The organism is Thiomicrorhabdus marina (assembly GCF_017571465.1).
GTDB classification, from domain to species: Bacteria; Pseudomonadota; Gammaproteobacteria; order Thiomicrospirales; family Thiomicrospiraceae; genus Thiomicrorhabdus; species Thiomicrorhabdus marina.
This window is the reverse complement of the sequence record NZ_JAGETV010000022.1, coordinates 1-25,834: the sequence shown is the minus strand read 5'-3', so window position 1 is coordinate 25,834 and position 25,834 is coordinate 1. Positions and strand designations below refer to the sequence as shown.

Here is a 25,834-nt window from a genome sequence, read left to right as displayed (position 1 = left end):
CTGTAGAAAAAAATGACAAAAACAGTACTCAATAAAATTACCGTTATTGGTGTCGGGCTCATCGGTGGTTCATTTGCCAAAGGCATTAAGAAACTTGGTTTAGCTAAAAATGTGCATGGTTTCGGGCATAATCCGGAAAACCTGAAGCTGGCGGTTGAATTACAAGTTGTTGATAGCGCAAGCTCAGATATGGCTGAAGCAATGCAAGGCTGTGATTTGGTTTTGTTGGCGGTACCTTTGGGTGCCATGCAGCCTGTATTAGAAAGCATTAAACCGCATTTGGAGCCGCAGACCATTATTACTGATGCCGGTTCTGCTAAGCAGAGTGTGATTGATGCGGTACAAAATGTTTTTGGTGAATTGCCAAAGAATTTTGTGCCGGGGCATCCAATAGCCGGTAAAGAGCAAAGTGGCGTTACTGCCGCAGACGAAAACCTTTATGTTGATCATCGCGTGATTATCACTCCGACTGAGAATAGTTCTGAACAAGCAACTGAGACCGTTAAAGGTTTATGGAAAGCATTAGGCGCGAATGTTGAAGTGATGTCTGCTGGTTTCCATGACGAAGTCTTTGCAGCGACTTCGCACCTGCCGCATTTATTGGCGTTTGCTTTGGTTGAGATGTTGCATGAACATCCGGAGCTTGGCAATGTCTTTAAGTATACTGCTGGCGGTTTTAGAGATTTCAGCCGTATTGCATCGAGCGATCCAACTATGTGGCGCGATATTTCCGTGTTTAATAGCGAAGCCATCGCCAAGTGGTTGATTGAGTATCGTGATTATTTAGACCAGATGATTCCGCTGGTGCAGCATAAAGATGCACAAGCTTTGTATCAGCTATTTGAAACTGCAAAAAATGCGCGTGATGAACACATCGTTAATCGTTAGTTTTTCCTGTGCAGCACTAGAAGCAAATTCCAGAATTTAAAATTTACAGAGAATAATACCCATGGCAAATATTCAATTTCATGTGCAACCTGGTGGCAAAATCCAAGGTCGTGTGCGTGTTCCAGGTGATAAATCGATTTCGCACCGCAGCATTATGCTTGGTTCAATCGCCGAAGGTACCACGACGGTTACCGGTTTTTTGGAAGGTGCTGATGCTTTGGCGACACTGAATGCATTCCGTGAAATGGGGGTTGAAATTGAAGGCCCTCTGAACGGCAAAGTGACTGTTCACGGTGTTGGTCTGAAAGGATTGAAAAAACCGAATAAGCCGCTTGATATGGGTAACTCCGGTACTTCAACCCGTCTATTGGCAGGGATTGTTGCCGGTCAGGATTTCGATGTGACCTTAGTTGGCGATGCCTCTTTGTCGAAGCGTCCAATGAAGCGTGTAGTGAATCCGCTAACGGAAATGGGTGCGCAGATCGAAACCCAAGAGGGTGGAACCCTGCCGATGGTGATTAAAGGTTCTGGAGCGCCATTGAAGGCCATTGATTACATTTTACCGATGGCAAGTGCACAGGTTAAATCTTGTGTGCTGTTGGCGGGGCTTTATGCCGATGGCACAACCTGTGCGCTAGAGCCGGCACCAACGCGTGATCATACCGAACGCATGTTGAACGGTTTCGGTTATGAAGTGAAATCGGAAAAAATCGATGCACAACAAACTAGAGCATGTTTGCAGGGCGGGGGTAAGCTAACCGGTATGCATATCGATGTGCCTTCGGATATTTCTTCGGCGGCATTCTTTATGGTCGCAGCAGCGATTTCGGAAGGTTCGGATTTGGTGATTGAGCATGTTGGCATGAATCCGACACGTACTGGGATTATCGATATTCTTAAATTAATGGGTGCCGACCTAACCTTAGAAAACTTCCATGAAGTAGGCGGTGAGCCAGTTGCCGATGTACATATTAAATATGCACCGCTAAAAGGGATCGAAATTCCCGAAGAATTGGTTGCTCTGGCAATTGATGAATTCCCGGTTCTGTTCGTCGCAGCGTCTGCCGCAGAAGGTAAAACCGTATTGACCGGTGCGGAAGAACTTCGTGTTAAAGAATCGGATCGTATTCAAGTGATGGCTGATGCATTGCAAGCGGTCGGTATTGATGCAGTACCAACGCCGGACGGTATGATTATCAATGGTGGTGCACAATCTAAGCAATCTGCTGAAATTCAATCTCATCATGACCACCGTATTTCGATGGCGATGACGGTTGCAGGGCTGCGCGGTGCTGATACCATCGTGATTGATGATTGCGCTAATGTGAATACATCCTTCCCGATCTTCTTGGATTTAATTAACCAAGTTGGGATGGACGTTAAAGCGGTAGAGGCGTAATTATGTCGGTAGTTATTACCATTGACGGCCCGAGTGGCGTAGGGAAAGGTACGCTGGCGCAGTGGCTGGCTTGTAAAACCGGTTTTCATTTTCTCGATAGCGGCGCGATCTACCGTTCTCTGGCATATGGAGTGATGCAGGCTGAATTGGATGTAAACGATATCGAGCCAATTATCGCTTTAGCGAAAACTCTGCCGGTTGAGTTTAAAGCAAACTCGATTATTTATGAAGGTGTCGATATTACTTCTAAGGTTCGTACCGAAGAAGTGGCTTCGATTGCTTCGCAAGTTGCGCCGATTCCGGAAGTGCGTGCTGCACTCCTTGAAAGACAGCAAGCGTTTGCCCAAGCACCGGGCTTGATTGCCGACGGTCGTGATATGGGTACGGTGGTATTCCCGAATGCACAATTAAAACTGTTTTTAACTGCCTCGGCGGAAGTTCGTGCCGAAAGACGTGTTAAACAGTTGAAAAACCAAGGGAATGATGCTAATATCGCCCGAATTATTCAGGACATTAGAGCTCGTGACGAGCGTGATGCGAATCGAAAAACCGCTCCGCTTAAGCCCGCTGACGATGCGATAACGATTGATACATCCGATTTAAACATCGATCAGGTCTGTCAAAAAGCAGCATCTTTACTGAACAGCCAAGGCATTAATTGCGGAGGTTAAAATCAATTAACTTTTATAGTTTTTTTGTAAGTTTTTGATTTTTAAGTAAATATTTCTTCCCTGGATTCATTTGAATCCGGGGATTTTGTTTTTTTAAAATCGGCTATTGGGACAGCCGGTTTAACTTTAACTGACCCAGCTGTGTATGAACACTCCCATATGCAATCACCGCTGGTTGAGAAAACTATTTGGTATATACATCCATGAGTGAATTATCTTTCGCTGAACTATTTGAAGCGTCTTTGCAAGAAGACAAATTTAAAACTGGCTCTCTAATCATCGGTACGGTTGTTGGTATCGACAAAGAAGCTGTGTTGGTTGACGCAGGTATGAAATCTGAGTCTTCTATTCCTAAGAACCAATTCCTAAACGCTGAAGGCGAGCTAGAAGTAGCAGTAGGTGACGAAGTTGAAGTTTACCTAGAAACGCTAGAAGACGGTCTTGGTGAAACTCGTCTATCACGTGAAAAAGCGAAACGTGCGAAGACTTGGGACGTTCTTGAAACGGCTATGGAAGAAGGCGAAATCGTTAAAGGTATGGTTACCGGTAAAGTTAAAGGTGGTCTTACTGTTGACGTTGATGGCGTTCGTGGTTTCCTACCTGGTTCACTTGTGGATATCCGCCCGATCCGTGACTTCGGCTTCCTTGAAGGTAAAGAAGTTGAGCTTAAGCTTGTTAAGCTAGATCGTAAGCGTAACAACGTTGTTGTTTCTCGTCGTGCAGTTATCGAAGAAGAGTCTTCTGCAGAACGTGAAGCTATTCTTGCGAACATGGAAGAAGGTTCAGTACTTAAGGGTATCGTTAAGAACCTTACTGACTACGGTGCATTTATCGATCTTGGTGGTGTTGACGGTCTTCTACACATTACTGACATGGCGTGGCGTCGTGTTTCTCACCCATCTGAAATCGTTCAGGTTGGTGATGATCTAGAAGTTAAAGTTCTTAAGTTCGACAAAGAGCGTAACCGCGTTTCTCTAGGTCTTAAGCAGCTAGAAGAAGATCCATGGGCAGATATGGTTTCTCGTTACCCAATGGGTGCTGAGGTGATGGGTAAAGTTGCTAACATCACTGATTATGGTGCTTTCATTGAGATTGAAGATGGAATAGAAGGTCTTGTTCACACGTCTGAACTTGATTGGACTAACCGTAACATCCACCCATCTAAAGTGGTTCACCTAGGTGAAGACGTTAAAGTTAAAATTCTTGATGTAGATCCAGAGCGTCGTCGTATCTCTCTATCTATCAAGCAATGTACTGTTAACCCTTGGGAAGGTTTCTCTGCAACTCACGCGAAAGGCGATAAGATCTCTGGTTCTATCAAGTCAATCACTGACTTCGGTATCTTCATTGGTCTAGACGGTGGTATCGATGGTCTTGTTCACCTAACTGATATCTCTTGGAACCAGCCTGGTGAAGACGCAATTCGTGACTTCAAAAAAGGTGACGAGCTAGAAACAATCATCCTTTCTATCGATCCTGATCGTGAGCGTATCTCTCTAGGCCTTAAGCAGTTAGAGCAAGACCCATTCGGTCAATTCGTTGCTTCGAACGGTAAAGGTTCAATCGTTACTGGTACCGTTAAGTCTGTAGACGAGCGTGGTGCAGTTATCGATCTAGCGGCAGAAGTTGAAGGTTACCTTCGCGCTTCTGAACTAGCAGAAGATACTCGTGATGCATCTTCAGTTCTTCGTGAAGGCGAAGAAGTGACTGCTAAGATCACTAACATCGATCGTAAGAACCGTTCACTTTCACTGTCTGTGAAAGCGAAAGAAGCTCACGACGAACAAGAAGCGATCAAAGGTTACACTGAGCAACAAACTGTTGCAGGTAACACACTAGGTGACCTTCTTAAGGACAAGATGTAATCTGAAACTAATTAGTTAAGGCTAATTGGTATGGCCTCTAGAATAATTTGCTAACGTATTGTTTTAGAGGCTTTTTGGTCTAAATGATGGGTTGTTATAACTCTCTTTTTTATGAAAAATAAGCTAAGAGTAGAATCAAAGTGACCAAGTCAGAGCTGATTGAATTAATCGCGCGTAAGCAGACTCAGTTTTCACAAAAAGATGTGGAGCTGGCTGTTAACCAAATTGTTGATTCGATGATTGATACATTATCGGAAGGTTCGCGAATTGAAATTCGCGGTTTCGGTAGCTTTAGTCTTCATCATCGCAAGGCGCGAGTGGGGCGAAACCCTAAAACAGGAGCGACAGTAGAGCTGGCGGATAAACGCGTGCCGCACTTTAAGCCTGGTAAGGCTTTACGTGAGCGTGTTAATGATTCTCGTGATACGACTGATATCCTGATGTAATTCATAAATTAATGAATTGCCTTAAAGGCGGTAAATCCATTTGGGTTTATCGCCTTTTTTATTGTTGATAGAAAATACAATAAAACTATAAGAATTAGTTCAATTGGTCGTGTTTGCGACCACAGACACAGCCATTTCCTCTATAATCTGTGCATACCTTTTTTTGAGTGTTAGCGCAGATGTTTAAACTAATTTCCTTGATTTTTACCTTCGCATTTTTATTGTTTGGATTGCTACTTGGCGTCTTAAATCCTAACTCGGTCAAACTTGATGTTTATTTATTAAGTTTTGATTTTCCACTTGGTTTAGCTTTGGCAATAGTTATGGTTATTGGCATGCTGGTTGGAGCCTTGCTAATTAAGATGCAGGTCACGCAGTTGAGGTGGCGTTTGAAAAAACAAACCCGTTTAAATCAAAAACAAGCAGATGAGCTGGTGCAGACGAAAAAAGACTTGGCTGAATCAAAGCGCTCTGCGCAGACAGTGCTAAATCCCGGCTTGAATCGCCAAGATATACTTGAAAACAAATTACCGAATTAAATTACCCGAAATTGGATTTTAACTTATGACTCAACCAATCTTAGAACAAGACGCTAAAGTATTGATTGCCTTAGATTTTGCTACGGCCAATGGTGCTTTGAGTTTTGTCGACCAACTCAATCCTAATGAGTGTCGTCTAAAAGTCGGTAAAGAACTGTTCGCAGTTGCCGGTCCGGATTTTGTTAAAGCATTGATTGCCAAAGGCTTTGATGTGTTCTTGGATTTAAAATACCATGACATTCCAAATACGGTCGCAAAAGCCGTACAGGCAGCAGCGCGTATGGGTGTGTGGATGGTAAATGTGCATGCGTCCGGCGGCTCAAAAATGATGAAAGCGGCCAAAGAAGCTTTGGCAGAATTTGAAAAGCCGCCTTTGTTGATTGCAGTAACCGTATTGACCAGTATGCAGCAAGAGGATTTGGCTGAGTTAGGTTTGGATATTGAGCCTAAAGAGCAGGTGCTGCGTTTAGCTAAGTTGACTAAGGCTTCCGGTTTAGATGGCGTGGTTTGTTCGGCACAAGAAGTTACCATGTTACGTGAAGAAATCGGCGACGATTTCTGTCTAGTGACGCCAGGGATTCGTCCGGCCGGTTCCGATGTTAATGATCAAAAGCGTATTATGACGCCGCCGGACGCCATGCAAGCCGGCTCAAGTTATTTGGTCATCGGTCGTCCGATTACTAAAGCGGAAAATCCTGTTGCAGCCTTAGCGGCTATTAATGATTCCTTGCGCTAAGCTCTTTTCTTATCTTATGAATGGTAATTGATTGCTTTGATTACCATTTTTATTATCGCGCTATTTTTATTGGGGCTGTTTAAAGAACTTGCCTAAACTCTTTAAAACCGTTATAATCGCGCGCTTTCAAGCCCAGCGCTTGATTTCCTTGTCTCACCGTACATAACGGGAGACTGTTTAATCATCCATAAGGAGATATTCGAATGCGCCATTATGAAGTCGTATTTCTAGTACACCCGGATCAATCAGAGCAGGTTCCTGCAATGGTAGATCGTTATAAGGCAATGATCGAGCAATCTGGTGGTCAGATCCACCGTTTAGAAGATTGGGGTCGTCGTCAACTAGCTTACCTTATCGACAAGGTACACAAAGCTCACTACATCATGATGAACATCGAATGTGGTGCTGATACTCTAGCTGAGCTAGAGAACGCTTTCTACTACAACGACGCAGTTCTACGTAGCATGGTTGTTAAGCAAGACGAAGCGCTTACTGAACCTTCAGTAATGATGGCTAAGAAAGAAGACAAAGGCGATAAACGCCAAGCGAAAGGAGCTTAATCATGGCACGTGGATTTGGTCGTAAAAAATTCTGCCGTTTCACTGCAGACGGTGTTAAACAAATTGATTATAAAGATCTAGATACTTTGAAATCTTACATCACTGAGACTGGTAAGATCGTTCCTAGCCGTATTACTGGAACAAGCGCGAAGTATCAGCGTCAACTTTCTAACGCAATCAAGCGAGCTCGTTACCTTGCTTTATTGCCATACACTGATCAACACAAATAATTTGTTTGAAGAAGTGAAATAGCTGGGATACCTAGATGTTAGCCTTAGCCAACTACAGTATGAAAGGGCCAATGCAGGCCAATATTGCGGTAGTTCTGCTTTCTGCACTAAGTGTCTGGATTGCTCCAATAGGCATTCTTGCCGGAGGAATCGTCGCTCTGGTAACACTGCGTGTTAACGCTGTAGAAGGAGCTAAAACCTTAATTTGGGCAATGATTGTCCAGATTGCACTAACCGTAATGCTGAGCGGCAGTTATATGCCGGCAGTTATTGCAATAATGGAATACCTACTGCCGGTGTTTATTATGGCCGTGGTATTGCGAGAGACTAATTCTCTGGCGCAAGCATTGCATTTAGGCATGCTGATGATCGGAGTCGGTTTGGTTGGTTTTCACCTAATTGTGGGTGATACCAGCGCTTGGTGGTTAGAGTTATTTAACAGCCAAATTAAGCCGCTTCTGGATACTGCCGGCGTTGACTATCAGTCTGATTTCGTGCCGAAAATGGCTCAAATGGTGACGATGTTATTGTCGGTATTTGCTCTGATTTTATGGTTCAGCATTTTAATGCTAGGCCGTTGGTGGCAAAGTCAACTTTACTACCCAGGGCAGTTCCAGACTGATTTCCATCAGTTGATGTTGCCGAAAAGCACGGCAACGATTGCTGTGGTGATTGCGATTACCGGATTGATTGTTGGTCAAGAGATTCGTCTTTTGTACGATATCTCAGGTGTCGTGATTGCCGCGCTCATGTTCCAAGGCTTAAGCGTCGCCCATTATATGGTGAAAGAGCGCGAGGCAAGCAATGCATGGTTAGTTGGTTTATATGTTTTGCTATTTTTACTTCCACAAATGATGCTGATTTTAGCTACCATCGGCCTATTAGATAGCTGGATGAATTTCCGCGGCCGAGGGGAAACGCAATAAAGATAGAGGTTTAAGCCATGAATGTTATTCTGCTTGAAAAAGTACAAAATCTAGGTAACTTGGGTGATCAAGTTGCGGTTAAATCTGGTTTCGCTCGTAACTTCCTTATTCCACAAGGTAAAGCGCAAGCGGCCACTGAAGCTAACGTAGCTGAGTTCGAAGCACGTCGTGCAGAACTAGAAAAAGCTGCTGCAGCTGAGCTAGCAGTTGCTCAAGGTGTTTACGAAAACCTAAACGGTCAAGTATTCACTATCGAAGCCGTTGCTGGTGACGAAGGTAAATTATTCGGTTCAGTTGGTACTCAAGATATCGCTGATGCACTTAAAGCAGCTGGTTTCGACGTTGAACGTCGTGACGTACGTATGCCTGAAGGTGCTCTACGTTTCGTTGGTACTTTCGAAATCGACGTACAGTTACACACTGATGTAGTTGCTACGATCACTGTTGACGTTAAAGCTTCTGAAGCTGAGTAATTAGTTACTCTTACAACGTTAACGAAAACGCCGGTTCTAATTTTTTAGGATCGGCGTTTTTTATTGTCTGATGAAAATATTGCAAGCCAGTTTTACCGAAAATTTCTCAGTTTTATTGTCCTCAAAATCTGCTACCTCGTTATAATAATTCTTCCTTTAAATAGCTCACGAATAGGTTCACGCTACGCGTATGCAGATTTCAGCCGCCACTCAATCCAATACTTCTACTGCAAACGATTCTGATAATCCTTTTAAGGTGCCGCCGCATTCTATTGATGGTGAACAGTCGGTGTTGGCTGGTTTGATGTTATCCAATGAAACCTTGGATGATGTGATGACGATCGTGAACAGTGGCGACTTCTATACCAAGCAACATCAAGCTATTTATGATGCGATTATTGATCTGAGTCGTAATAATAAACCTTTTGACCTTGTGGCAGTTTCCAATCATTTAGAAAGCGTTGGTAATCTTGAATTAGCCGGTGATAAAGCCTATCTTGCCGATTTGGTTCGCAATACACCCAGTGCAACCAATATCTTGTATTACGCGAAACTGGTTCGCGATAAGGCGATTTTGCGCAATTTGATTGCTGCTAGTAATGATGTCGCGCAAACGGCGTATTTTCCAAAAGGTAAAGATGTGCGTGAAATTTTGGACATCGCGGAGTCCAAAATTTTGGAAATTGCCGAGCATGGTGAAGGGAAAGAGCGTCAATACAAAGACATGCATATGCTCCTAAGTTCGGCGCTGAATAAGATTGACGAGCTGTTTAATACTGAAGGGCATATCACAGGCCAAGAGACCCATCTAACTGAATTCGACGAAATCACTGCCGGTTTACAGAATGGTGATTTGATTATCGTTGCCGGTCGTCCATCAATGGGGAAAACCACGTTCTCTATGAATATGGCAGAAAATATCGCCACTAAAAATGGAACGCCGGTTGCGGTCTTCTCGATGGAGATGCCGGGTGAGTCCTTGGCGATGCGTATGATTAGTTCAATTGGTCGAATTGATGCGGGACGTATGCGTACCGGTAAGTTAGAGCAAGAAGATTGGCCGAAACTGAATAAAGCGGTTAATATCCTGTCAAAATCGAAAGTCTTTATTGACGATACGCCGGCCTTAATGATTTCCGAGCTGCGTGCGCGTGCGCGCCGCATCGATAAAGATATCCGTGATAAACAACGAAAAGAAGCGGTCGAAGCAGGGCATGAAGATATTGAAAAACATGTCACGGGTTTAGGGCTGGTCGTTGTCGATTACCTTCAGCTAATGCGCGGTTCGGCCAATGCAGAAAACCGTGTAAACGAAATTTCGGAAATTTCGCGAGGCTTAAAAGCACTCGCTAAAGAATTGAATATTCCGGTTATTGCGCTGTCACAGCTGAACCGTAGTCTGGAACAACGCCCGAATAAACGTCCGGTAATGTCTGACTTGCGTGAATCAGGTGCGATTGAGCAGGATGCCGATTTAATTATCTTTATCTATCGTGACGAGGTGTATAACAAAGAGTCTGAGGATAAAGGTATCGCTGAAATTATTTTAGGTAAACACCGTAATGGTGCTTTAGGCACTGTACGTTTAACCTTTATCGGCGAGTATACCCGATTTGAAAACCATGCCCACTTTGACATGGATCATTAATAAAGCCTGCTACATTAAGCCATAGAAAAGGATGACTATCGGCATGATTTACCGTCCGGTTAAAGCTTATATCAATTTACCCTCTCTTGGTCATAACCTTCGTTTAATCAAGAAATTAGCGCCTCGTTCTAAGATCTTGGCAGTAATTAAAGCAAATGGTTATGGTCATGATATTTGTCGAGTGGCGCAGCACTTAAGCGAGGCAGACGGCTTTGCGGTTGCTTCCATTGATGAAGCTTTACTATTGCGCCAAAAAGGTTTTTTGCATCGCATTCTTCTTCTTGAGGGTCTGTTTTCAGCAGCGGAACTATCGCAAGTTATCCAAAACCGCTTAGACTTAGTTATTCACTCACAACATCAACTGGAATGGTTGTTGGAACATCGTCATGATGCAGTGATTAATGTCTGGATTAAAATCGATACTGGTATGCATCGTTTGGGGTTTCATCCTGATGCGGTGCAGAGTGTTGTGCAGAGCTTATTGCAGAGTTCAAACGCTTATCAAATTAATCTAATGAGCCATTTAGCGGTTGCTGATGAGCAGCAAGAACAATTCAAACAATTTACTCATCGTCAAATTCAATCTTTTGAAGCGCATACTTCTAACTGGAATTTCAGTCGCAGTTTGGCAAATTCCGCTGGAATTTTGCATTACCCGGAAACGCATTTTGACTGGGTACGCCCCGGAATACTGTTATATGGTGCCGGTATGCCTAAAAAATGCATTTATGATTTCAAACCGGTGATGCGCTTGGAGTCGCAAGTGATTGCACTTAAATGGGTTCAAGAAGGAGAGTTCATCGGTTACGGTAATCGTTGGCAAGCTTCTAAAGATACCTATATTGGTGTGATTGCTGTCGGTTATGGTGACGGTTATCCGCGGCATGCAAAAGATGGCACGCCGGTTTTGGTCAATGGGCACAGAGTTCCGATGATTGGCCGTGTTTCCATGGATATGATAACTGTCGATTTAAGTCATTTTGTTGATGAAGTAAGCATTGGTGACCGTGCCATTTTGTGGGGTGATGAGCAGTTGTCTGTTGATGAGGTTGCCGAATGGTCGGATACCATCGGTTATGAATTGCTAACCGGTATTACTCAGCGCGTACCGTTTATTGAGGTGCGAAATTAATGTCCAAGAGTAAACAGTTAAAAATTCTCGATAGACGCAGTGGTTATCAAGGTTTCTTCCGAATTGATGTACTGCGTTATCAACATAGTTTGTATGCCGGCGGTTTAACAATACCGATTGAACGCGAGCTGTTTGGTCGTGGGCAGGCCTCAGTTTTACTGTTATACGATCTGCAAGCAGAGAAGGTCGTATTGATAGAACAGTGTCGTGCCGGAGCTTTAGGCCATGCGTTACAAGCCGATAATGAAAGTAAAGCATGGTTAATCGAACCGATTGCGGGCATGATTGATCAAGACGAAACGGCTGAACAAGCGGCGATTCGCGAAGCTCAGGAAGAGGCCGGAGTGGAAATTGCTGCGGCTGAATATATTTGCCAGTTTTATCCGAGTCCGGGTGGTTCGGATGAAATTTTACATCTATATGCCTCTGCGGTCGATATTGACCAAGTTGCCGATTATGCCGGCCTAGAGTCTGATGTTGAAGACATTCGGGTCATTAAGATGCCATTTGGTGAAGCCAAGCAGAAATTATTAAACGGTGAATTTAATGTCGCGAGCACCTTGATTGCTTTACAATGGCTTTTTTTTCAAAAACTTGCAGATTAAATCCGTTATTTCAATATGTTGTGCCTATTTCGTAATACCCGCTTTCACCCTAAATTTAATCCGTGGATGCTTGCCTTAAGCTGGTTGGCGGTTTTGTTTTGGTTGGAATTCGCTTTTATAGAGAAAGAGCTAGTCGGTAAGATTTTTGCCGGTCATGCCATGCTGGTTGACTTAGTGTTTGGATTGCCTCTGGTTCTGGCTCTAGCGATTGTTATCTATGCGATGGTTTATTGGACAGCCAAAGTCATCTGCATCTTTGCCTTCCCGATGCTAGTCGAACAAGTCCCAGATGAAGCGGTTCCGTCTGAAGATCAAGAGCAATTAATTGAAGAAGCGGAATCTCAATTTGGTAAAGATTACTGGCAGAAACCGCAAGATGATGACAAATCATCAAAATAACTCTGATCCGCATTTTTTCTTACCCTACTTTTAGAAGAGCATCCTAAGCTTGTCCAACTCTGTCATTGCTACTCATAGTTTCGGTGCCGAATCCCAAAAACTTTGGCAACTCGCTTGGCCGATATTACTGGCACAGCTCGCTTTGACCGGTTTGGGTGTGGTCGACACTCTGATGTCGGGTTGGTCGGGTACTCAGGATTTAGCGGCGATTGGGCTTGGCACCAGTATTTTATTACCGATATTTATGTTTGCGACCGGCGTGCTATTGGCGATAACTCCGCTAGTTGGCAAAGCTTACGGTAAGGGCGACAGCGTTGCGGTGAGCCGTTTTTTAAATCAAGGACTTTGGTTGGCATTGCCGCTTGGTATAGTCAGTGCATTGGTATTGGCTAACCTGCAATTTATCCTCAATTGGTTGTCTCTTGAGCCTCGTGTCTTCCAACTAACGGATGATTATCTGTTTTATATCAGTTTTGGTTTACCGGCAGTTGCGCTTTATCAGGCATTACGATTTTACTGGGAAGGTCTCGGGCAAACCTTGCCAACCATGTGGATTAGTCTAGTGGCCTTGCTGCTGAATATTCCATTAAATGCGATTTTTATTTTCGGCTGGGGTGCGATAGAACCGATGGGAGCAGCTGGCTGTGGTGTGGCCAGCGCATTAGTTATGTGGTTTATGCTGGTGGTTGGGTTGATCTATGTACAGCGTAATCGTCTTACCAAAAGCTTTATTCAATGGCATAAAATTTTACATTGTCAGTGGCGTGAAGGCGTATTGCCCATTTTAAAAATTGGTGTTCCGAATGCGATGGCGTTGTTATTTGAGGTGAGCCTTTTCACCTTGATTGCTTTGTTTGTTGCGCCGTTAGGTACGGATGTTATCGCTGCACAACAGATTGCCATTAGCGTTACTTCATTGCTGTTTATGTTGCCTTTGAGCTGGGGATTGGCGCTAACAGTTCGAGTCGGGCAAGTTTATGGCAGTGGCAATATTGCGCACATGCATTTGTTATTGAAAGCCGCATTGGTGTATGCGGTGATACTTGGTTTAATCTTGGCAATTAACACTTATATATGGAGAGAACAAATTACCTCTTTATATTCAGAGGATATGGCCGTCATTTCCATTGCAATTATCTTGATGATTTTTGCTGCCGGTTATCAATTATTTGACGCCATTCAAGTTGCTTGTGCAGGCATTTTACGTGGCTTCCACGATACTCATATTACGATGTGGGTGACCTTTTTAAGTTATTGGCTGATTGGCCTAGGTTTGGGTTATATATTAAGTTTAACCGATTGGTTGGTCGAGCCGATGGGCGTGTATGGCTTCTGGTTGGGTATTTGTCTAGGACTCGGTTTGGCAGCTATTCTGCTGACTTGGCGTCTAATTTCCAAGAAAGCACAAGTTTACGCTGAAATGGCGCAAGAACATCAGTCTTAAATCATAAGTGAATGCAGTATATGAATAAGGAAAAATGTCCCTGTGATTCAGGTGGTGACTATAGTGAATGTTGTCGGCCGTTTCATTTAGGGGAAAAAACAGCACCGACGGCAGAAAAACTTATGCGCTCGCGTTATAGTGCATTTGTAAAACAAGATGCGGATTATCTGCTACGTACATGGCATCCAAGCACTGCACCGCAAGAGCTTGATTCTGAAAGTAACTTGCAGTGGACTGGCTTGACGATTAACGGCAGAAAACAGGGGCGTAAAAAAGATTCCTTGGGTTGGGTGACGTTTGTTGCCACTTACCAGATTACCCTAAATCCGTTGGAAATTTCTGCACAACAAGAAACCGGACAATTACATGAAACCAGTTATTTTATCCGTGATGAGCATGATAATTGGTTATATGTGAACGGAGAAATTAAACCGTAAAATACTTGAGAGCTTATTCGTCTTTATTGCGAAATACCTTGTAAAGCCACCACATTAGACCTGCTACCACGGTAATTGAAACCGCAAGAAACCCAAGTGTGATTAACAGTGCATCGCCAACACTAGACATATCCGGCATAGTCATTATTCTCCATTGCTATCAGGGGCTGTTGGCTGTTCCAGAATCCATTTTGAATGGTCAACAGACCCTAGTATCTTTTTCAGTAAAAGCATTCTACAATAAACTCCAACTTTTGCTCAGGGAATGGTGAAGTTTACGATGGCTAATAGCATTTCAGAACTTGAAGCTGAACGCGCGAAAATTCTAGAACAAATCGAAAGTCGTGCCAAATCCATGTCTACGGATACGACGAACACTTCTTTACAAGATTGGTTAAAAGCCGCAGAAGATGTCGTTCCGCAGAGTGCTTTAGAAGCGGAACAACAATTGCAAAATGCTCGACAACGCTTGGTAGAAACCGAGCAGCATAATCGGGTTAATAATGACGATATCCCATTAGTTGGTCAGACTTTACGCACTCCTTCTGTTAATAATGATCCCTACAGTCGTGCCATTCTTGATTCTAGTCCAGGTAATACCTTAGCTTTTTCTGATGATGATTTTGCCGATGATATCGCACAAATTAATCTTTCTAGTAACACGACAGCCTCTTTGGAATCCGATCCAGTGAATAATAAATCGATGCGACAACCCGATACCCATAGCGGATTTTCTGCTCAAGAGTATGCACCTTCCAGTAATACGAAAGGCAATAAAGCGCCAATGATGGCCGGCATTGCGATTATGCTTAGCCTGTTTATCACTATTCTTGTGGTGGTGGTAATGGGCTATAACAGCGTACATAAAGAAATAAATGAGATGCAAGCTCAAAGCGAGGCAAACAAGAACGTTATTGCTGAATTACAACAAAAGATTGCTGATATGCCGCTAAATGCAGAGGCAACGTTGGCGAGCGCAAATGAAAATCAACAGAAAATTAGCAGTTTGCAGAGTCAAATCGTTGCACTTGAAGCGCAATTAGCCACGGTACGAAATGATTTGAAAAACCTTCAACAAGCCAGTGCTGAACAAAGCGTCGACAGCTCTGAACTATTACAGCAGAAAATTGAAAAGGTCGTCAGTGCACTCAAAGACTCAGCTCCAACGCCAGAGGATTTACAGCCGGTAAAACCGGAAGTAAGGCCTTTTAAAGCAGCGGTAAATATCGCGATTGAACCGGATGTAGAACGGGTTAAAGCTGAGCAAAGTAACGCGGATATTGAAATTCCAGTTGCACCTTCTGAACCTGAAATTACCGAGCCGAAAGCGGCAGTTGAAAAAAACGTAGCCGAACCGGAAATGCCTACTATTGCTACAGATGTCAAGGTTGCGGAGCCTAAGAAAAACTACAGCCGTGATGTTAAATGGCTAATGGAACAACCAAGCGACAACTATACGTTACAGTTAGCGAGTATGTTAGAAGCTGCTTCTATTGAAAAAATGATAAAAGATAAAGGTATTAAAGAGGGTCGTTTAATTCCGCAACTCCGTGATGGAAAAACCATGTATGTTTTAATTGTCGGCAGTTTTGCAGAGCGTAAACAGGCTGATAAATTAGCAAGCGAATTGAAAAATACGCTCGGTATCGCACCTTGGATTCGTACTGCTCAGGCGGTATTAAAAAGAGTTGATTAGTTTAAAAGACTCTAAGGGTATTAAAAGAAGAGCCAGCCGGTAGAGCTGGCTTTTTTGTAGCGTGTGGTTTTATGTTAATTGATAAATTGGCAAGGTAATAGTGAAGGCGACACCATTGAGGATTTTGCCTTCATAGATAAACTGTGCATTTTCCGCTTGAACTTGTCCTTGGTGAAAATCGACAATTAATTTAACGATATAGAGTCCAAGGCCAAGGTGCGCTTGATCACTTTGGTTCATTATGCGCATTGAAGTCATGCCATCGAAAATTTGTTGTTCATGACCACTTGGTAAAGAAGGTCCTGAGTTATTGATTTTTAATATGATATTGTTCGCTAGTTCTTTTGCTGTCACTTGCACCGGCATTTGCCCGTCGGAAAAATCATGCGCATTGCTCAGTAATTTATCCATCATCTGTTCAATCATAAAGCCATCACCTAAAATTTGAACTTTGTCGTTGACCTGTATTTCGGTTTTCAGATTGTATTCAGGGTGTAGCACGATGCTGTTTTCTAAATAATGGCGCAGCATCAAACCGATTGGAAACGCCTCCGGTTGCTGATTATGCAGACTGTCTTCAATACTGGTTGCTTCAGAGAGCGAAGCGATAATTTGGCGAAGTTGTGCTAAAGCGTGTTTTGCATAGTCAAGTTGTTGGTGCTCGGTTTCCTTTTCCAGTAAGCTCAGTGCCATCGACAGCCGATTTAAAGGGTTATGCAATTCATGGCGTAACGTCTTTGGTAGCTGCTTCAGATAGCGCTCATAAGCGCCAAGTTGCTTTAACATCTCATAAATATGGTGTCTTAAATCAGACAATTCATCCTGATAAACCCGCGCCTTTCTATCCGGGAAAACCAACTGGGTTAGGCGACCTTTTATATCAAATGTTTTTTTAACATCGTCGTCTAATCGTATGATTCGATTAGATAAAGACGCGGTATGTAAGATTGCGCCAATAATGACGATAAAGAAAATGGTCGCACCGATGCCAATTAATTTATAAAAATAATCCAAGCTTTCACTGAAGAGTGTTTCCATGCGCTGTTCAAGAACAAGGCTGCCGATAATTCGGTTTTGTATCAATAGGGGCGTGGCTGACATAAGCGAAATAGGCTCATTATTGCTGTCCATTCTGTACTGTTGCAGCGTCTGGCCGTTGAGCGAGTTTTGGATTAGAGTGATTTCCGGCTTTGAACTTTGCGGATACGGATAGGGCAGAGAGTAGGGTAAAAATGTCGCGAGGGTTTTTATCAGTAATTTACCGGAAGTGGTAAAAAAATCGTTGTTAAGATGCTCGTCTTTGTCTGGTAATTTGCCGACCACATAAGTGGTTTGCCCATATTCGTTTACTACCCATAATACCGATTTGTTTAAGTTTAAATGCGCCAAGCGCGTTGGTTTGCCCGATTGGATTTGCAATGCCCATAAATCGGTACGATTCTCCAAAATCAAGGCTAAGTTTTCTACCGTCTGTTGTTGCACAATTGCCTGATTATTAAGCATAATTCGGTGTAAGTCGATAGCGAAACGATAGGCAAGAAAAGGCAATATTGTCAATAATAACAATAGAATGAACAAGCGAGTTCGAATAGAAAGACGAAGGTTAAGGCGAGAAAACGGCATGGACTACCCGGCAAATTTTTATGAGAATTAAGCAGCGGTAAAGGCGGCAGAAATTATTAACTGCCGCGAGTGAATCACTTATTCTTCTTTGTTTTGCCAAGAATATCCGCGACCGTATTCATTGTGAATCAAGTTGAATTCAGGTGTGATTTTCTTGAAGGCATTTCGGATTCGACAAATATGGGTGTTAATGGTGTTACGTTCAACAACACCTTGTGTCGATTTTTGTAGTGCATCATAGGTAATGACGCTGCCTTCACCGGCAATTGCGAACTGTTTCAGCATCTCGAATTCGGTCGCCGTTAAATCGAGTGCTTTGTCATGCCAGTAAGCTCTGAACTGATCAGGAGCCAGTTCAAGTTCAGCAATTTTCGATTTTTCGTCATCCTGTTCAGCACTGCTATTCGAGCTAGTGATGCGAAGTAAGTTTTTGACTTTCACAATCAAGACATTGAGACTGATTGGTTTTGGTAAATAATCAATCGCACCCAGCGCATGACCGGTATAAATATCGAATTCAGATTGACGTTCGGAAAGGAAGATAATCGGAATCGGTTGATTATAGCTAAGCAAGTGTTTTGCTAGGTCGAAACCGCCGTCCATTTCCGAACCTAAAATAATGTCGGAAATAACCAGATTCGGTAGTTTTTCGGCAAAGGCTTTTTCAGCAGATTCTCGGTCGGAAAAAGCTTCAATCACAAAGCCTTGTTGCTCAAGAGCGGTAACCAAACTTTCTAGTTGAATTGGATCGTCTTCGATAATCGCAATGCGATATTCAGTATTTTGCATGTGCAGTCCTTTATTTATCTGGTTTGCTGCTGCAAATAAAAATGCGGCTATAAAATAAGTATTTTCATAACCGCATTATTGCTGTATTACTTAACGTGTTGGAAGTCCAAAAGCTGCATATTCATGATTAATCCAGCATCTTGGATCGGCAACACAATTGCGTCTTCACCGGATTCATTGTGGTGTGAGTGCCACCAGCCCGGTGGGGTGATGAATGCTGAGCCCGGTGTCCACATCGCTTTGATAGGGTCTTTAATCGTCCCATCCGGATTTAATTCTTTACCGATTGCCGTGTAGGTATTCGGGCCTGCGGAAACAACAAAATCCAATGCGATTGAATTGTGACGATGTGGTTTTTGCACAATGCCCGCAGGCAGAACGTTATATAAAGCCCAAAGTGTGTGCGTCAAAGTCATGGTCAGAGGGAAGTTAGGGTTAGACAATAAAATACCGGTACGGTTTTTACCTTCAGCAATTTTACGCACATTTTCCAATTCTTTGGTTAGGTGTTCGCGTGTATATAACACCGGCTCAAAACGGTCGTGAGTTGGCTTTACACCAAGGTAGCTAAGTACCGGCGCATCATTGACCCAATAAATCGCTGTATCCTCATCCGCGCTATGCAGAGCGTCGGGTACGGCTGGCAGTGTAAATAAGTCGCCTTCTTTCCATTCCATCGTACCGTGCTTCATCTGCGTACGGCCTTTACCTCGAATTACGTAGAACAGGTTTGAACTGGCTACTGCATCGGTTTTGATGGTGTCACCAGGGCAAATCTTGATAAAGTTTGCCAACAGATTTGGTGTGGTAACTGGATAAGAAGTTTGCAGCTTTTCTGACTGATCAAATGGGATGACGCGAGTTTCACCTTGTTCATGCAAAGAGCTTGGGTAAGGCACAACATCGATTTTCGGCATTGGCGGGTTTACCGCTGACATATATTCTTTTACTTCAGCTTGACGTTCCCATTTTTGTTGGGCGACTTGCTGAATCTGTTCAACTTTCTGTGGTTGCATAATCGATACCTATATTGAAAAAATGGCTTATGCCTGACTTATGTCGATTTTGTAGGCCATTTGATACAGTAAAAATGTTTGTGCGTATTATACAGCTGAAACCGCATTTAATTCTATGCTAGAGAATGGTTTTGATGAATACGTAGCTTGTAAAGAAAGGCAAAGATTCTCCAGAGCAATATTTTGAATCGGGCATAAGAACGACGAATTTGTTCTTTAAAGAGAGGATGATCGTTAATGATTCCCGGCTAAATGCTTTAGCTATGAGCCTGGTTGGATAATCTCAATCGCTTTAAGGTAGAGAATTTCCCCTGAATTTTCACCTTTGTCTGTTCGAGATGTCGAGGTTGGCCATTTCCAGCCAGTGGTGCGACGAATGCTTACTAGGCTGCCGCGTAACGAAACAACATCACCAATTTTAATATCATACATCTTCTCTTTGATTGCGTTGTTCGCTGGAATCAAATGGATGTTAGCGGTCGAAGTTAGAATTTCTTCATCTGTAATTAACGTCGGGGCATTGTTTGTCCATTCGTATAGATGGTTAAATTGGTCGATGTCGACATTTTGATAAATTGCTTCATCGGACATATTTCCCCAGCCGATTACTAGAACCAATGGCGCTAACCAGCCTTTGCGATCTAAATAGTGACGGCTTGCCGCTAAGACACGCGCTTCAACTTCAAATTCAGCATGCGGCGAAAGAATAAAATCGTCTAAACGGATTTGCTTGCTGTCTGCATTATATTGATAAGGTGGAGACGCTGCTACGATGCCGGGGCCAATCGAAGGTGCAGTTTCAATATGATAGTAGTGGTGCCAAGCTCCTATCAAAATCAGCAGAATGAGTAATTTTTTCATATAAACAATTCTAACATTCTTAGGACGTACACTTATTAAAGCACGCTTTTAATAGTGGGGTGGTGGAACTTCCTCTTCCGGGCTCTTAACCTGCTGTTCTTGCATAGATTGCATTAAGCTAACGATTACTTGGTAGCGGCTCTGGAGATCATCTAATTTTTGGGTTAGGTTAAGTGCGGTCTTTTCCATCTCTTGATGCATAATTTCATGATGTGCGATGACCATTTGCATTGCCTGCAACTGCTGTTGCAGTTCTTCTGAGCTTAGTGAGTTTTGGTTTATTTTTTTTGTTTTGTTCATTAAAGTTCCGTGTCTGCACTTAGGGTATTATCTGTTAGCCAATTGAGCCTATTTTCACATTTATCTTGTTTGTTAATTTCCACTCGGTCAGGTATGGCTGGTGTCAAAGTCAGAACGCAGTGACGAAGCTCGTCACGACGAAAGTAGTCACATTTTAAGCTATTGCCAGGTTGACAGCGTCTCAGTAATGTTTCTAGTTGTGACTTATTGCTGATACGTAAGCCATTTAAAGCAATGATTTCATCGTTGGCTGCTAAGCCTGCTAATTGTGCACTTGCCTCTTGCCAAATATGTTTGAGTTGCACGCCACCGGTTGCGGTATCAATGACATTGGCGCCAAAATTGACCGCTAAAAGGTCACCGGAGTTAGACCCTCCCATATCGGCAAGCGAATTGTTCGCTCTAAAGCTAAATTCATAGCCGAATTTTGCGAATAACGAGGTCAAATCAACATCATCGGTGCTATCTAGGGTTTGTGCGAAAAATTCTTGCAAATCAATGCCAGTAATTTGGCTGCACAATTGTTCAATCTCAAATTCTTCCAATCCTTGGTTCACTTTGCCGTAGTTCTCCCATAAATACAGAAGAATATTGTCTAGTGATTGTTGTCCTTGTGACTGCTCACGAATTGTCAAATCCAATGCCAAGGCAACCAGCGAGCCCTTGGTGTAATAACTGATAATGGCATTGGGCGCATTTTCATCTTGCTGATAAAACTTGGTCCAAGCGTAAAAGCTAGATTCACTGACTGACTGCTTGAAACGACCAGGCATTCGATAGACACGCGTTAATTGTTGAGCAAGTAATTTTAAATAGGTGTCTTGGTCGATAAGACCGCAACGTAATAAAATTAACGCGTCGTAATAAGAGGTAATGCCCTCAAACCACCATAATTGTCTTGAATAGATTGGTGCGCTCAAATCTGGATTTTGATATGCCTTAGGCATAATACGTTTAACGTTCCAAGTGTGGAAATATTCATGGCTACACAATTCCAAGAACTGCAAATAACCATCACTTGGTTTGTCCATGCCATGATATGGAAGATCATTTCGGCTACAAATCAAAGCCGTGGAATTGCGATGTTCAAGACCGCCATAATCCGAACCGGTGACCATGACCTGGAATAGGTAGGAATCCATCGGCGCCGGCTCGCCAAATAGTTTGATCTCATATTCGCAGATTTTGATTAAGTCGTTTTTTAGACGCTCTAAATCGCATTCGAAAATACCGGTTAGCACCATTTTATGCGGCACTCCGCAAGCTCGAAATTCGATTTCGGTATAGTTACCTATTTCAACAGGGTGATCGATTAAGGCGAGATAATTATCCGCTTTATAGTGGCCAAAACCGTGGTGATCTATTTTGATTGGTTCCATGCCGGTTGCCGCTTTCCAAGCATTCTTAAAACAGACCGGTGATTTTTTTAAGCTCATTACACAGGGTAGTTCGCGCTGCCCAATTACTTCAACAAACACCGATGTACCGTTAAAAAAAGCATGACTTTCATCAAAGTGCGCGCCACGAACGGACAAATCCCAAGCGTAGACTTGGTATCTCACATTGATTGCAGCTATGTTGCCATCGTTGTTTTCTGTTGCTTCGATTTCCCAAGTAGATTTGTCAATTAGCTGGACTTTTAGTGGCTGTTGATCATCGGTAAAGGCTTCTAATTTACTGAGGTGTTTAGAAAAGTCACGAATTAAATAGCTTCCAGGAATCCAGTTCGGCAGACTGACTAACTGTTGTTTAGTCGGGAAGGCAATGCGCAGCTGTACATCAAACAAATGGGCTTGTGCATTTGCCGGACTAATACTGTAGTGGCGGGCACAAGCTTCATCTTTAGTGACTGGTTTTGCCAGTTCAGGGAGGGTGCTTTCATTGATGTATTTTTGACTGATTTGCTGTAGTTCTGGGGAGCTAAATTGACTCATTCGCGGGCTACCGATTTTGTGTTATTGTCGAAATGCGAGGCAATTCTAACAAACAACACAAAATCCGCATAGCAAGGAGAGAATTCTAACGGGTCTACTTTTCGGAAATAGTTGGCTGCGGTGGCTTCATTTGTGGATGAGGCTTGCATAGTTGACGGTTTTTAACCGCAATAAGGGTTTTGAAGCTCAGAAATGCAATTAGAGCACTTAAAACGATAAGTAAAATAATGCCGATATAACTAAAAATCGAGAGATTAAGTTTTTCATAGAAACTCATGCTAGCCAAGGTAATGGCAGCGATAGGGAAACTGTAAGCCCACCAAGATAGTGCGTAAGGTATTTTGATAAAACGCGGTAATTGTGCCAACAATAGAATTGTCATAAACAGGGCGGTGTAATATAAAACTCGCGCGAAGACATCTAATTCGCCACCATTTAAAGCAAGGTAGGACAAATAGCCAACCGCTGGTGGCGCGATCAAAATAAATAGGGTCGGTTCCAATAATTTAAGCATTGGCGGGTGGAAGAAGATGCGGTACATGACAATGGCAAATAGAATGACCCAGAAGACAAAGCCAATACTGAAAAAGAACCAACCCAATTCAATATTTGAGAAATGAACTGCTCCAAGCGGGATAACAATATTACCAACTACCGGTATGAACCAAGCGGGGTTCATATGTGTGATTTGCCATTTTTCATGATGCATCCAACTACTGAGTAGCATGACGGTTAGGGCAAGATGTAAAACCATGCCGAGATGCCAGAAAACACTCCCTATAAGCGGTGAGAATTCTTTAATTAATAGACTAAGTAGTAACAAGCTGATACTGAAAGCCGGAAAAAAGTGCACTGCGACAGGGTGGTGAATGTCATGTTTTACTTCTTCAGGATATTTAATGCTTTTAACTAGGTATAGAGCGCTGATTAGGACAAACAATACAACGGTAATCAAGGATAAGCTCATAAACAGTGTTGAGGTAATCCAACTCAGTTGGGAGGCTTTCAAGAGCGCCAAGGCCAAGCCGCTAAAGCCCATGACAGCGCCGAAAAGATTGATTGGAAAATACGCTAAGCGAGCACTTTGTTCAGCCATTGTGAGTTCCTAAATTGAGTGTTTTGGTTATTTCTTGTCAATATCCTAACGAATTGCAAATAGATGAATAGTGTTTTGTTTATTAAATTTTTTAGTTATAGCAAATAAAAAAATGTTGTGGTTCCGGGTTTCGTAGAAATTGTAAATATAGTGTCAAACTGCAATGTAAAGGCATCGATTCAAAGAGTATAATGGGCGCTTTATTTTGATTTAGACAATTGGAGTCCTTGTAGTGATTCGTACTCGTTTTGCACCTAGCCCAACAGGTTATCTTCATATCGGTGGCGTAAGAACCGCACTCTATTCTTGGCTGTATGCCAAACGTTTTGGCGGCGAGTTTACCTTGCGCATCGAAGATACTGATTTGGAGCGCTCAACCGAAGAATCGGTCAACGCTATTTTAGAAGGCATGAGTTGGTTAGGACTGGATTACGACCAAGGTCCGATTTATCAAACACATCGTTTTGAACGCTATAAAGAAGTCATTGACCAGTTGTTTGAAAAAGGCTTGGCTTACTACTGCTACGCAACGCCGGAAGAATTGGATATTATGCGTGAGGAGCAGAAGGCTCGTGGTGATAAACCTCGCTATGATGGTCGTTACCGCGACTTTGATGGAATTCCTCCGGAAGGGGTTAAGCCGGTTATCCGTTTTAAAAATCCGATTGACGGTGATGTTGAGATTGATGATCTTGTTAAAGGTAAAGTGGTTATCAATAACAAAGAGCTGGACGATTTAATTATTGCGCGCTCTGACGGTACACCGACCTATAATCTTACCGTTGTGGTTGATGACTGGGATATGGGGATGACGCACATTATTCGTGGCGACGATCATCTTAATAATACTCCTCGTCAAATTAACCTTTATAAAGCTTTGGGTGCAACAGTACCAAAGTTTGCACATATTCCAATGGTTTTAGGTGAAGATGGCGCACGTTTGTCGAAACGTCACGGTGCGGTCAGTGTCCTGCAATACAAAGAACAAGGTTTCTTGCCGGAAGCTTTATTGAACTATCTAGTTCGCCTTGGCTGGTCACATGGTGATCAAGAGGTGTTTAGCATAGATGAGATGATTGCTTATTTTGATTTAGATAATGTCAATGGCTCGCCATCAAGTTTCGATACAGCTAAATTACTTTGGATTAACGAACAGCATATTAAAAATGCTGAAGCAGAACATCTTGCACGTCACTTGTCGCCATTCATGACTGATCTAGGTTGTGATCTGGCACAAGGTCCAGCATTAACGGATGTGGCAGATTTACTTCGTGACCGGGCTAATACATTGGTTCAGATGGCGCAGGGTGCCACCTACTTTTATAATGATTTTGCCGAATTTGAAGCCGGTGCAGCCAAAAAACATCTTCGTGGTGTTGCTTCCGAGCCATTAGCCAAATTAGCAGAAAAATTTGCGGCTCTCGAAAATTGGCAAGCTGCCGATATTCATGCAGCCATTAATGCTACAGCAGAAGAGCTTGAAGTTGGGATGGGCAAAGTTGGTATGCCATTGCGCGTTGCGATTACCGGCGGTGGACAATCACCGGCTATTGATGCAACGGCTGAGCTTATTGGTAAAGAGCGCTGTTTAGCTCGTATACAGATGGCGCAAGCCTATATCGCTGAGCGTATTGCTAACCAGTAATAGCGATAGCTATTTGGACTTGTTCTGCGTTTCCTTAAACCCGCTTTTAGCGGGTTTTTGGTTTTCTATCGCTGGAGTAGCAAAATAACGAAAAGACGCTGTTTATAGGGCTTTGCGGATAAAAATCAATAGGTTATGAAAATGGCGGTTGTCGCACTTTCATGTACTTGTCGGCAACGCGTAAAAAAATACAGTTTTTTTGCATTTTGCGCTTGACCATATCTGGGAAGTCCTTATAATACGCCTCCATCAGCTCAGGGGGGCTATAGCTCAGCTGGGAGAGCGCAACACTGGCAGTGTTGAGGTCAGCGGTTCGATCCCGCTTAGCTCCACCAAAATGATCTGATATTACAATAAGTTAAAAGACTTTTTGCATAAAAAGTCCCGTTCGTCTAGAGGCCTAGGACACGGCCCTTTCACGGCTGTAACAGGGGTTCGACTCCCCTACGGGACGCCATTGCGGGAATAGCTCAGCT

Annotated in this window: 27 protein-coding genes and 2 tRNA genes; 21 read left to right on the top strand and 8 right to left on the bottom strand. The window is 43.1% G+C overall.

Translation table 11 applies throughout. The features are described 5' to 3' along the window. Positions 1–12 precede the first annotated feature (12 nt). From J3998_RS10400 to J3998_RS10320, 17 genes are all read left to right on the top strand, one after another. Positions 13–888 (top strand): prephenate dehydrogenase, encoded by an 876-nt coding sequence (locus tag J3998_RS10400; RefSeq protein ID WP_208150599.1) that lies wholly within the window; start codon positions 13–15, stop codon positions 886–888. Between the two features lie 61 nt (positions 889–949). Next, positions 950–2,287 (top strand): 3-phosphoshikimate 1-carboxyvinyltransferase, encoded by a 1,338-nt coding sequence (gene aroA, locus J3998_RS10395; protein ID WP_208150598.1) that lies wholly within the window; start codon positions 950–952, stop codon positions 2,285–2,287. Between the two features lie 2 nt (positions 2,288–2,289). After that, on the top strand, positions 2,290–2,958 hold the full coding sequence (cmk, locus tag J3998_RS10390) for a (d)CMP kinase (RefSeq protein ID WP_208150597.1): 669 nt from the start codon (positions 2,290–2,292) through the stop codon (positions 2,956–2,958). Positions 2,959–3,161: 203 nt separating this feature from the next. After that, complete coding sequence (gene rpsA / locus J3998_RS10385) at positions 3,162–4,823, top strand: 30S ribosomal protein S1 (RefSeq protein WP_208150596.1); 1,662 nt, start codon at positions 3,162–3,164, stop codon at positions 4,821–4,823. Positions 4,824–4,963: 140 nt separating this feature from the next. After that, on the top strand, positions 4,964–5,269 hold the full coding sequence (locus J3998_RS10380) for an integration host factor subunit beta (RefSeq protein WP_208150595.1): 306 nt from the start codon (positions 4,964–4,966) through the stop codon (positions 5,267–5,269). A gap of 179 nt (positions 5,270–5,448) precedes the next feature. Beyond that, positions 5,449–5,808, top strand: a complete 360-nt coding sequence (locus tag J3998_RS10375; RefSeq protein ID WP_208150594.1) for a LapA family protein — start codon at positions 5,449–5,451, stop codon at positions 5,806–5,808. A 25-nt stretch (positions 5,809–5,833) separates the two neighbouring features. Continuing rightward, positions 5,834–6,544: an orotidine-5'-phosphate decarboxylase gene (pyrF, locus tag J3998_RS10370; protein ID WP_208150593.1), complete on the top strand. Its 711-nt coding sequence runs from the start codon at positions 5,834–5,836 to the stop codon at positions 6,542–6,544. Between the two features lie 203 nt (positions 6,545–6,747). Continuing rightward, positions 6,748–7,104 carry a 30S ribosomal protein S6 gene (rpsF, locus tag J3998_RS10365; RefSeq protein WP_208150592.1) on the top strand — a complete coding sequence of 119 codons (357 nt, stop codon included), beginning with the start codon at positions 6,748–6,750 and terminating at the stop codon, positions 7,102–7,104. Positions 7,105–7,106: 2 nt separating this feature from the next. Next, positions 7,107–7,334 carry a 30S ribosomal protein S18 gene (rpsR, locus tag J3998_RS10360; RefSeq protein WP_208150591.1) on the top strand — a complete coding sequence of 76 codons (228 nt, stop codon included), beginning with the start codon at positions 7,107–7,109 and terminating at the stop codon, positions 7,332–7,334. 35 nt (positions 7,335–7,369) lie between these two features. Beyond that, positions 7,370–8,260: a DUF2232 domain-containing protein gene (locus J3998_RS10355; protein WP_208150590.1), complete on the top strand. Its 891-nt coding sequence runs from the start codon at positions 7,370–7,372 to the stop codon at positions 8,258–8,260. Positions 8,261–8,277: 17 nt separating this feature from the next. Further along, positions 8,278–8,733 (top strand): 50S ribosomal protein L9, encoded by a 456-nt coding sequence (rplI, locus tag J3998_RS10350; protein WP_208150589.1) that lies wholly within the window; start codon positions 8,278–8,280, stop codon positions 8,731–8,733. 190 nt (positions 8,734–8,923) lie between these two features. Next, complete coding sequence (gene dnaB, locus J3998_RS10345) at positions 8,924–10,381, top strand: replicative DNA helicase (protein ID WP_208150588.1); 1,458 nt, start codon at positions 8,924–8,926, stop codon at positions 10,379–10,381. Between the two features lie 43 nt (positions 10,382–10,424). Beyond that, positions 10,425–11,513, top strand: coding sequence for an alanine racemase (alr, locus tag J3998_RS10340; protein ID WP_208150587.1), 1,089 nt, complete (start codon positions 10,425–10,427; stop codon positions 11,511–11,513). Then, a complete protein-coding gene (locus J3998_RS10335; protein WP_208150586.1) occupies positions 11,513–12,118 on the top strand; it encodes an NUDIX domain-containing protein in 606 nt (201 codons plus the stop codon). The genes alr and J3998_RS10335 overlap by 1 nt, the downstream gene beginning before the upstream one ends. 15 nt (positions 12,119–12,133) lie before the next feature. Continuing rightward, complete coding sequence (locus J3998_RS10330) at positions 12,134–12,517, top strand: hypothetical protein (RefSeq protein ID WP_208150585.1); 384 nt, start codon at positions 12,134–12,136, stop codon at positions 12,515–12,517. Positions 12,518–12,566: 49 nt separating this feature from the next. After that, on the top strand, positions 12,567–13,961 hold the full coding sequence (locus tag J3998_RS10325; protein WP_243750707.1) for an MATE family efflux transporter: 1,395 nt from the start codon (positions 12,567–12,569) through the stop codon (positions 13,959–13,961). Between the two features lie 20 nt (positions 13,962–13,981). Next, on the top strand, positions 13,982–14,398 hold the full coding sequence (locus tag J3998_RS10320; protein ID WP_208150584.1) for a YchJ family protein: 417 nt from the start codon (positions 13,982–13,984) through the stop codon (positions 14,396–14,398). Between the two features lie 13 nt (positions 14,399–14,411). On the opposite strand, the gene J3998_RS13400 is transcribed toward J3998_RS10320, so the two are convergent. After that, positions 14,412–14,543 (bottom strand): hypothetical protein, encoded by a 132-nt coding sequence (locus J3998_RS13400; protein ID WP_279576284.1) that lies wholly within the window; start codon positions 14,541–14,543, stop codon positions 14,412–14,414. A 135-nt stretch (positions 14,544–14,678) separates the two neighbouring features. Between J3998_RS13400 and J3998_RS10315 the strand changes: the two genes are divergently transcribed. Continuing rightward, positions 14,679–16,094 (top strand): SPOR domain-containing protein, encoded by a 1,416-nt coding sequence (locus tag J3998_RS10315; RefSeq protein ID WP_208150583.1) that lies wholly within the window; start codon positions 14,679–14,681, stop codon positions 16,092–16,094. 69 nt (positions 16,095–16,163) lie between these two features. On the opposite strand, the gene J3998_RS10310 is transcribed toward J3998_RS10315, so the two are convergent. The 7 genes from J3998_RS10310 to J3998_RS10280 form a co-directional block, all read right to left on the bottom strand. Further along, the gene (locus tag J3998_RS10310) at positions 16,164–17,717 is read right to left on the bottom strand and encodes an ATP-binding protein (protein WP_208150582.1); all 1,554 of its coding nucleotides are present in this window, start codon (positions 17,715–17,717) and stop codon (positions 16,164–16,166) included. A 78-nt stretch (positions 17,718–17,795) separates the two neighbouring features. Further along, positions 17,796–18,506, bottom strand: a complete 711-nt coding sequence (locus tag J3998_RS10305; protein ID WP_208150581.1) for a response regulator transcription factor — start codon at positions 18,504–18,506, stop codon at positions 17,796–17,798. An 86-nt stretch (positions 18,507–18,592) separates the two neighbouring features. Next, positions 18,593–19,522 carry a cupin domain-containing protein gene (locus J3998_RS10300; protein ID WP_243750706.1) on the bottom strand — a complete coding sequence of 310 codons (930 nt, stop codon included), beginning with the start codon at positions 19,520–19,522 and terminating at the stop codon, positions 18,593–18,595. Positions 19,523–19,783: 261 nt separating this feature from the next. Continuing rightward, complete coding sequence (locus tag J3998_RS10295) at positions 19,784–20,383, bottom strand: hypothetical protein (protein ID WP_208150580.1); 600 nt, start codon at positions 20,381–20,383, stop codon at positions 19,784–19,786. 48 nt (positions 20,384–20,431) lie between these two features. Next, complete coding sequence (locus tag J3998_RS10290; protein ID WP_208150579.1) at positions 20,432–20,683, bottom strand: SlyX family protein; 252 nt, start codon at positions 20,681–20,683, stop codon at positions 20,432–20,434. Beyond that, positions 20,683–22,617 (bottom strand): M61 family metallopeptidase, encoded by a 1,935-nt coding sequence (locus tag J3998_RS10285; RefSeq protein WP_208150578.1) that lies wholly within the window; start codon positions 22,615–22,617, stop codon positions 20,683–20,685. Before J3998_RS10285 ends, J3998_RS10290 begins: the two co-directional genes overlap by 1 nt. A 94-nt stretch (positions 22,618–22,711) precedes the next feature. Beyond that, complete coding sequence (locus J3998_RS10280) at positions 22,712–23,713, bottom strand: SLAC1 anion channel family protein (RefSeq protein ID WP_208150577.1); 1,002 nt, start codon at positions 23,711–23,713, stop codon at positions 22,712–22,714. A gap of 232 nt (positions 23,714–23,945) precedes the next feature. On the opposite strand from J3998_RS10280, the gene gltX reads away from it, so the two are divergent. The 3 genes from gltX to J3998_RS10265 all read left to right on the top strand — a co-directional run bounded on the left by gltX (position 23,946) and on the right by J3998_RS10265 (position 25,815). Next, positions 23,946–25,358, top strand: coding sequence for a glutamate--tRNA ligase (gene gltX, locus J3998_RS10275; RefSeq protein ID WP_208150576.1), 1,413 nt, complete (start codon positions 23,946–23,948; stop codon positions 25,356–25,358). Positions 25,359–25,617: 259 nt separating this feature from the next. After that, positions 25,618–25,693 (top strand) — tRNA-Ala (locus J3998_RS10270). A 46-nt stretch (positions 25,694–25,739) separates the two neighbouring features. Next, positions 25,740–25,815: transfer RNA gene (locus J3998_RS10265), tRNA-Glu, on the top strand. The last annotated feature ends 19 nt before the right edge of the window (positions 25,816–25,834 follow it).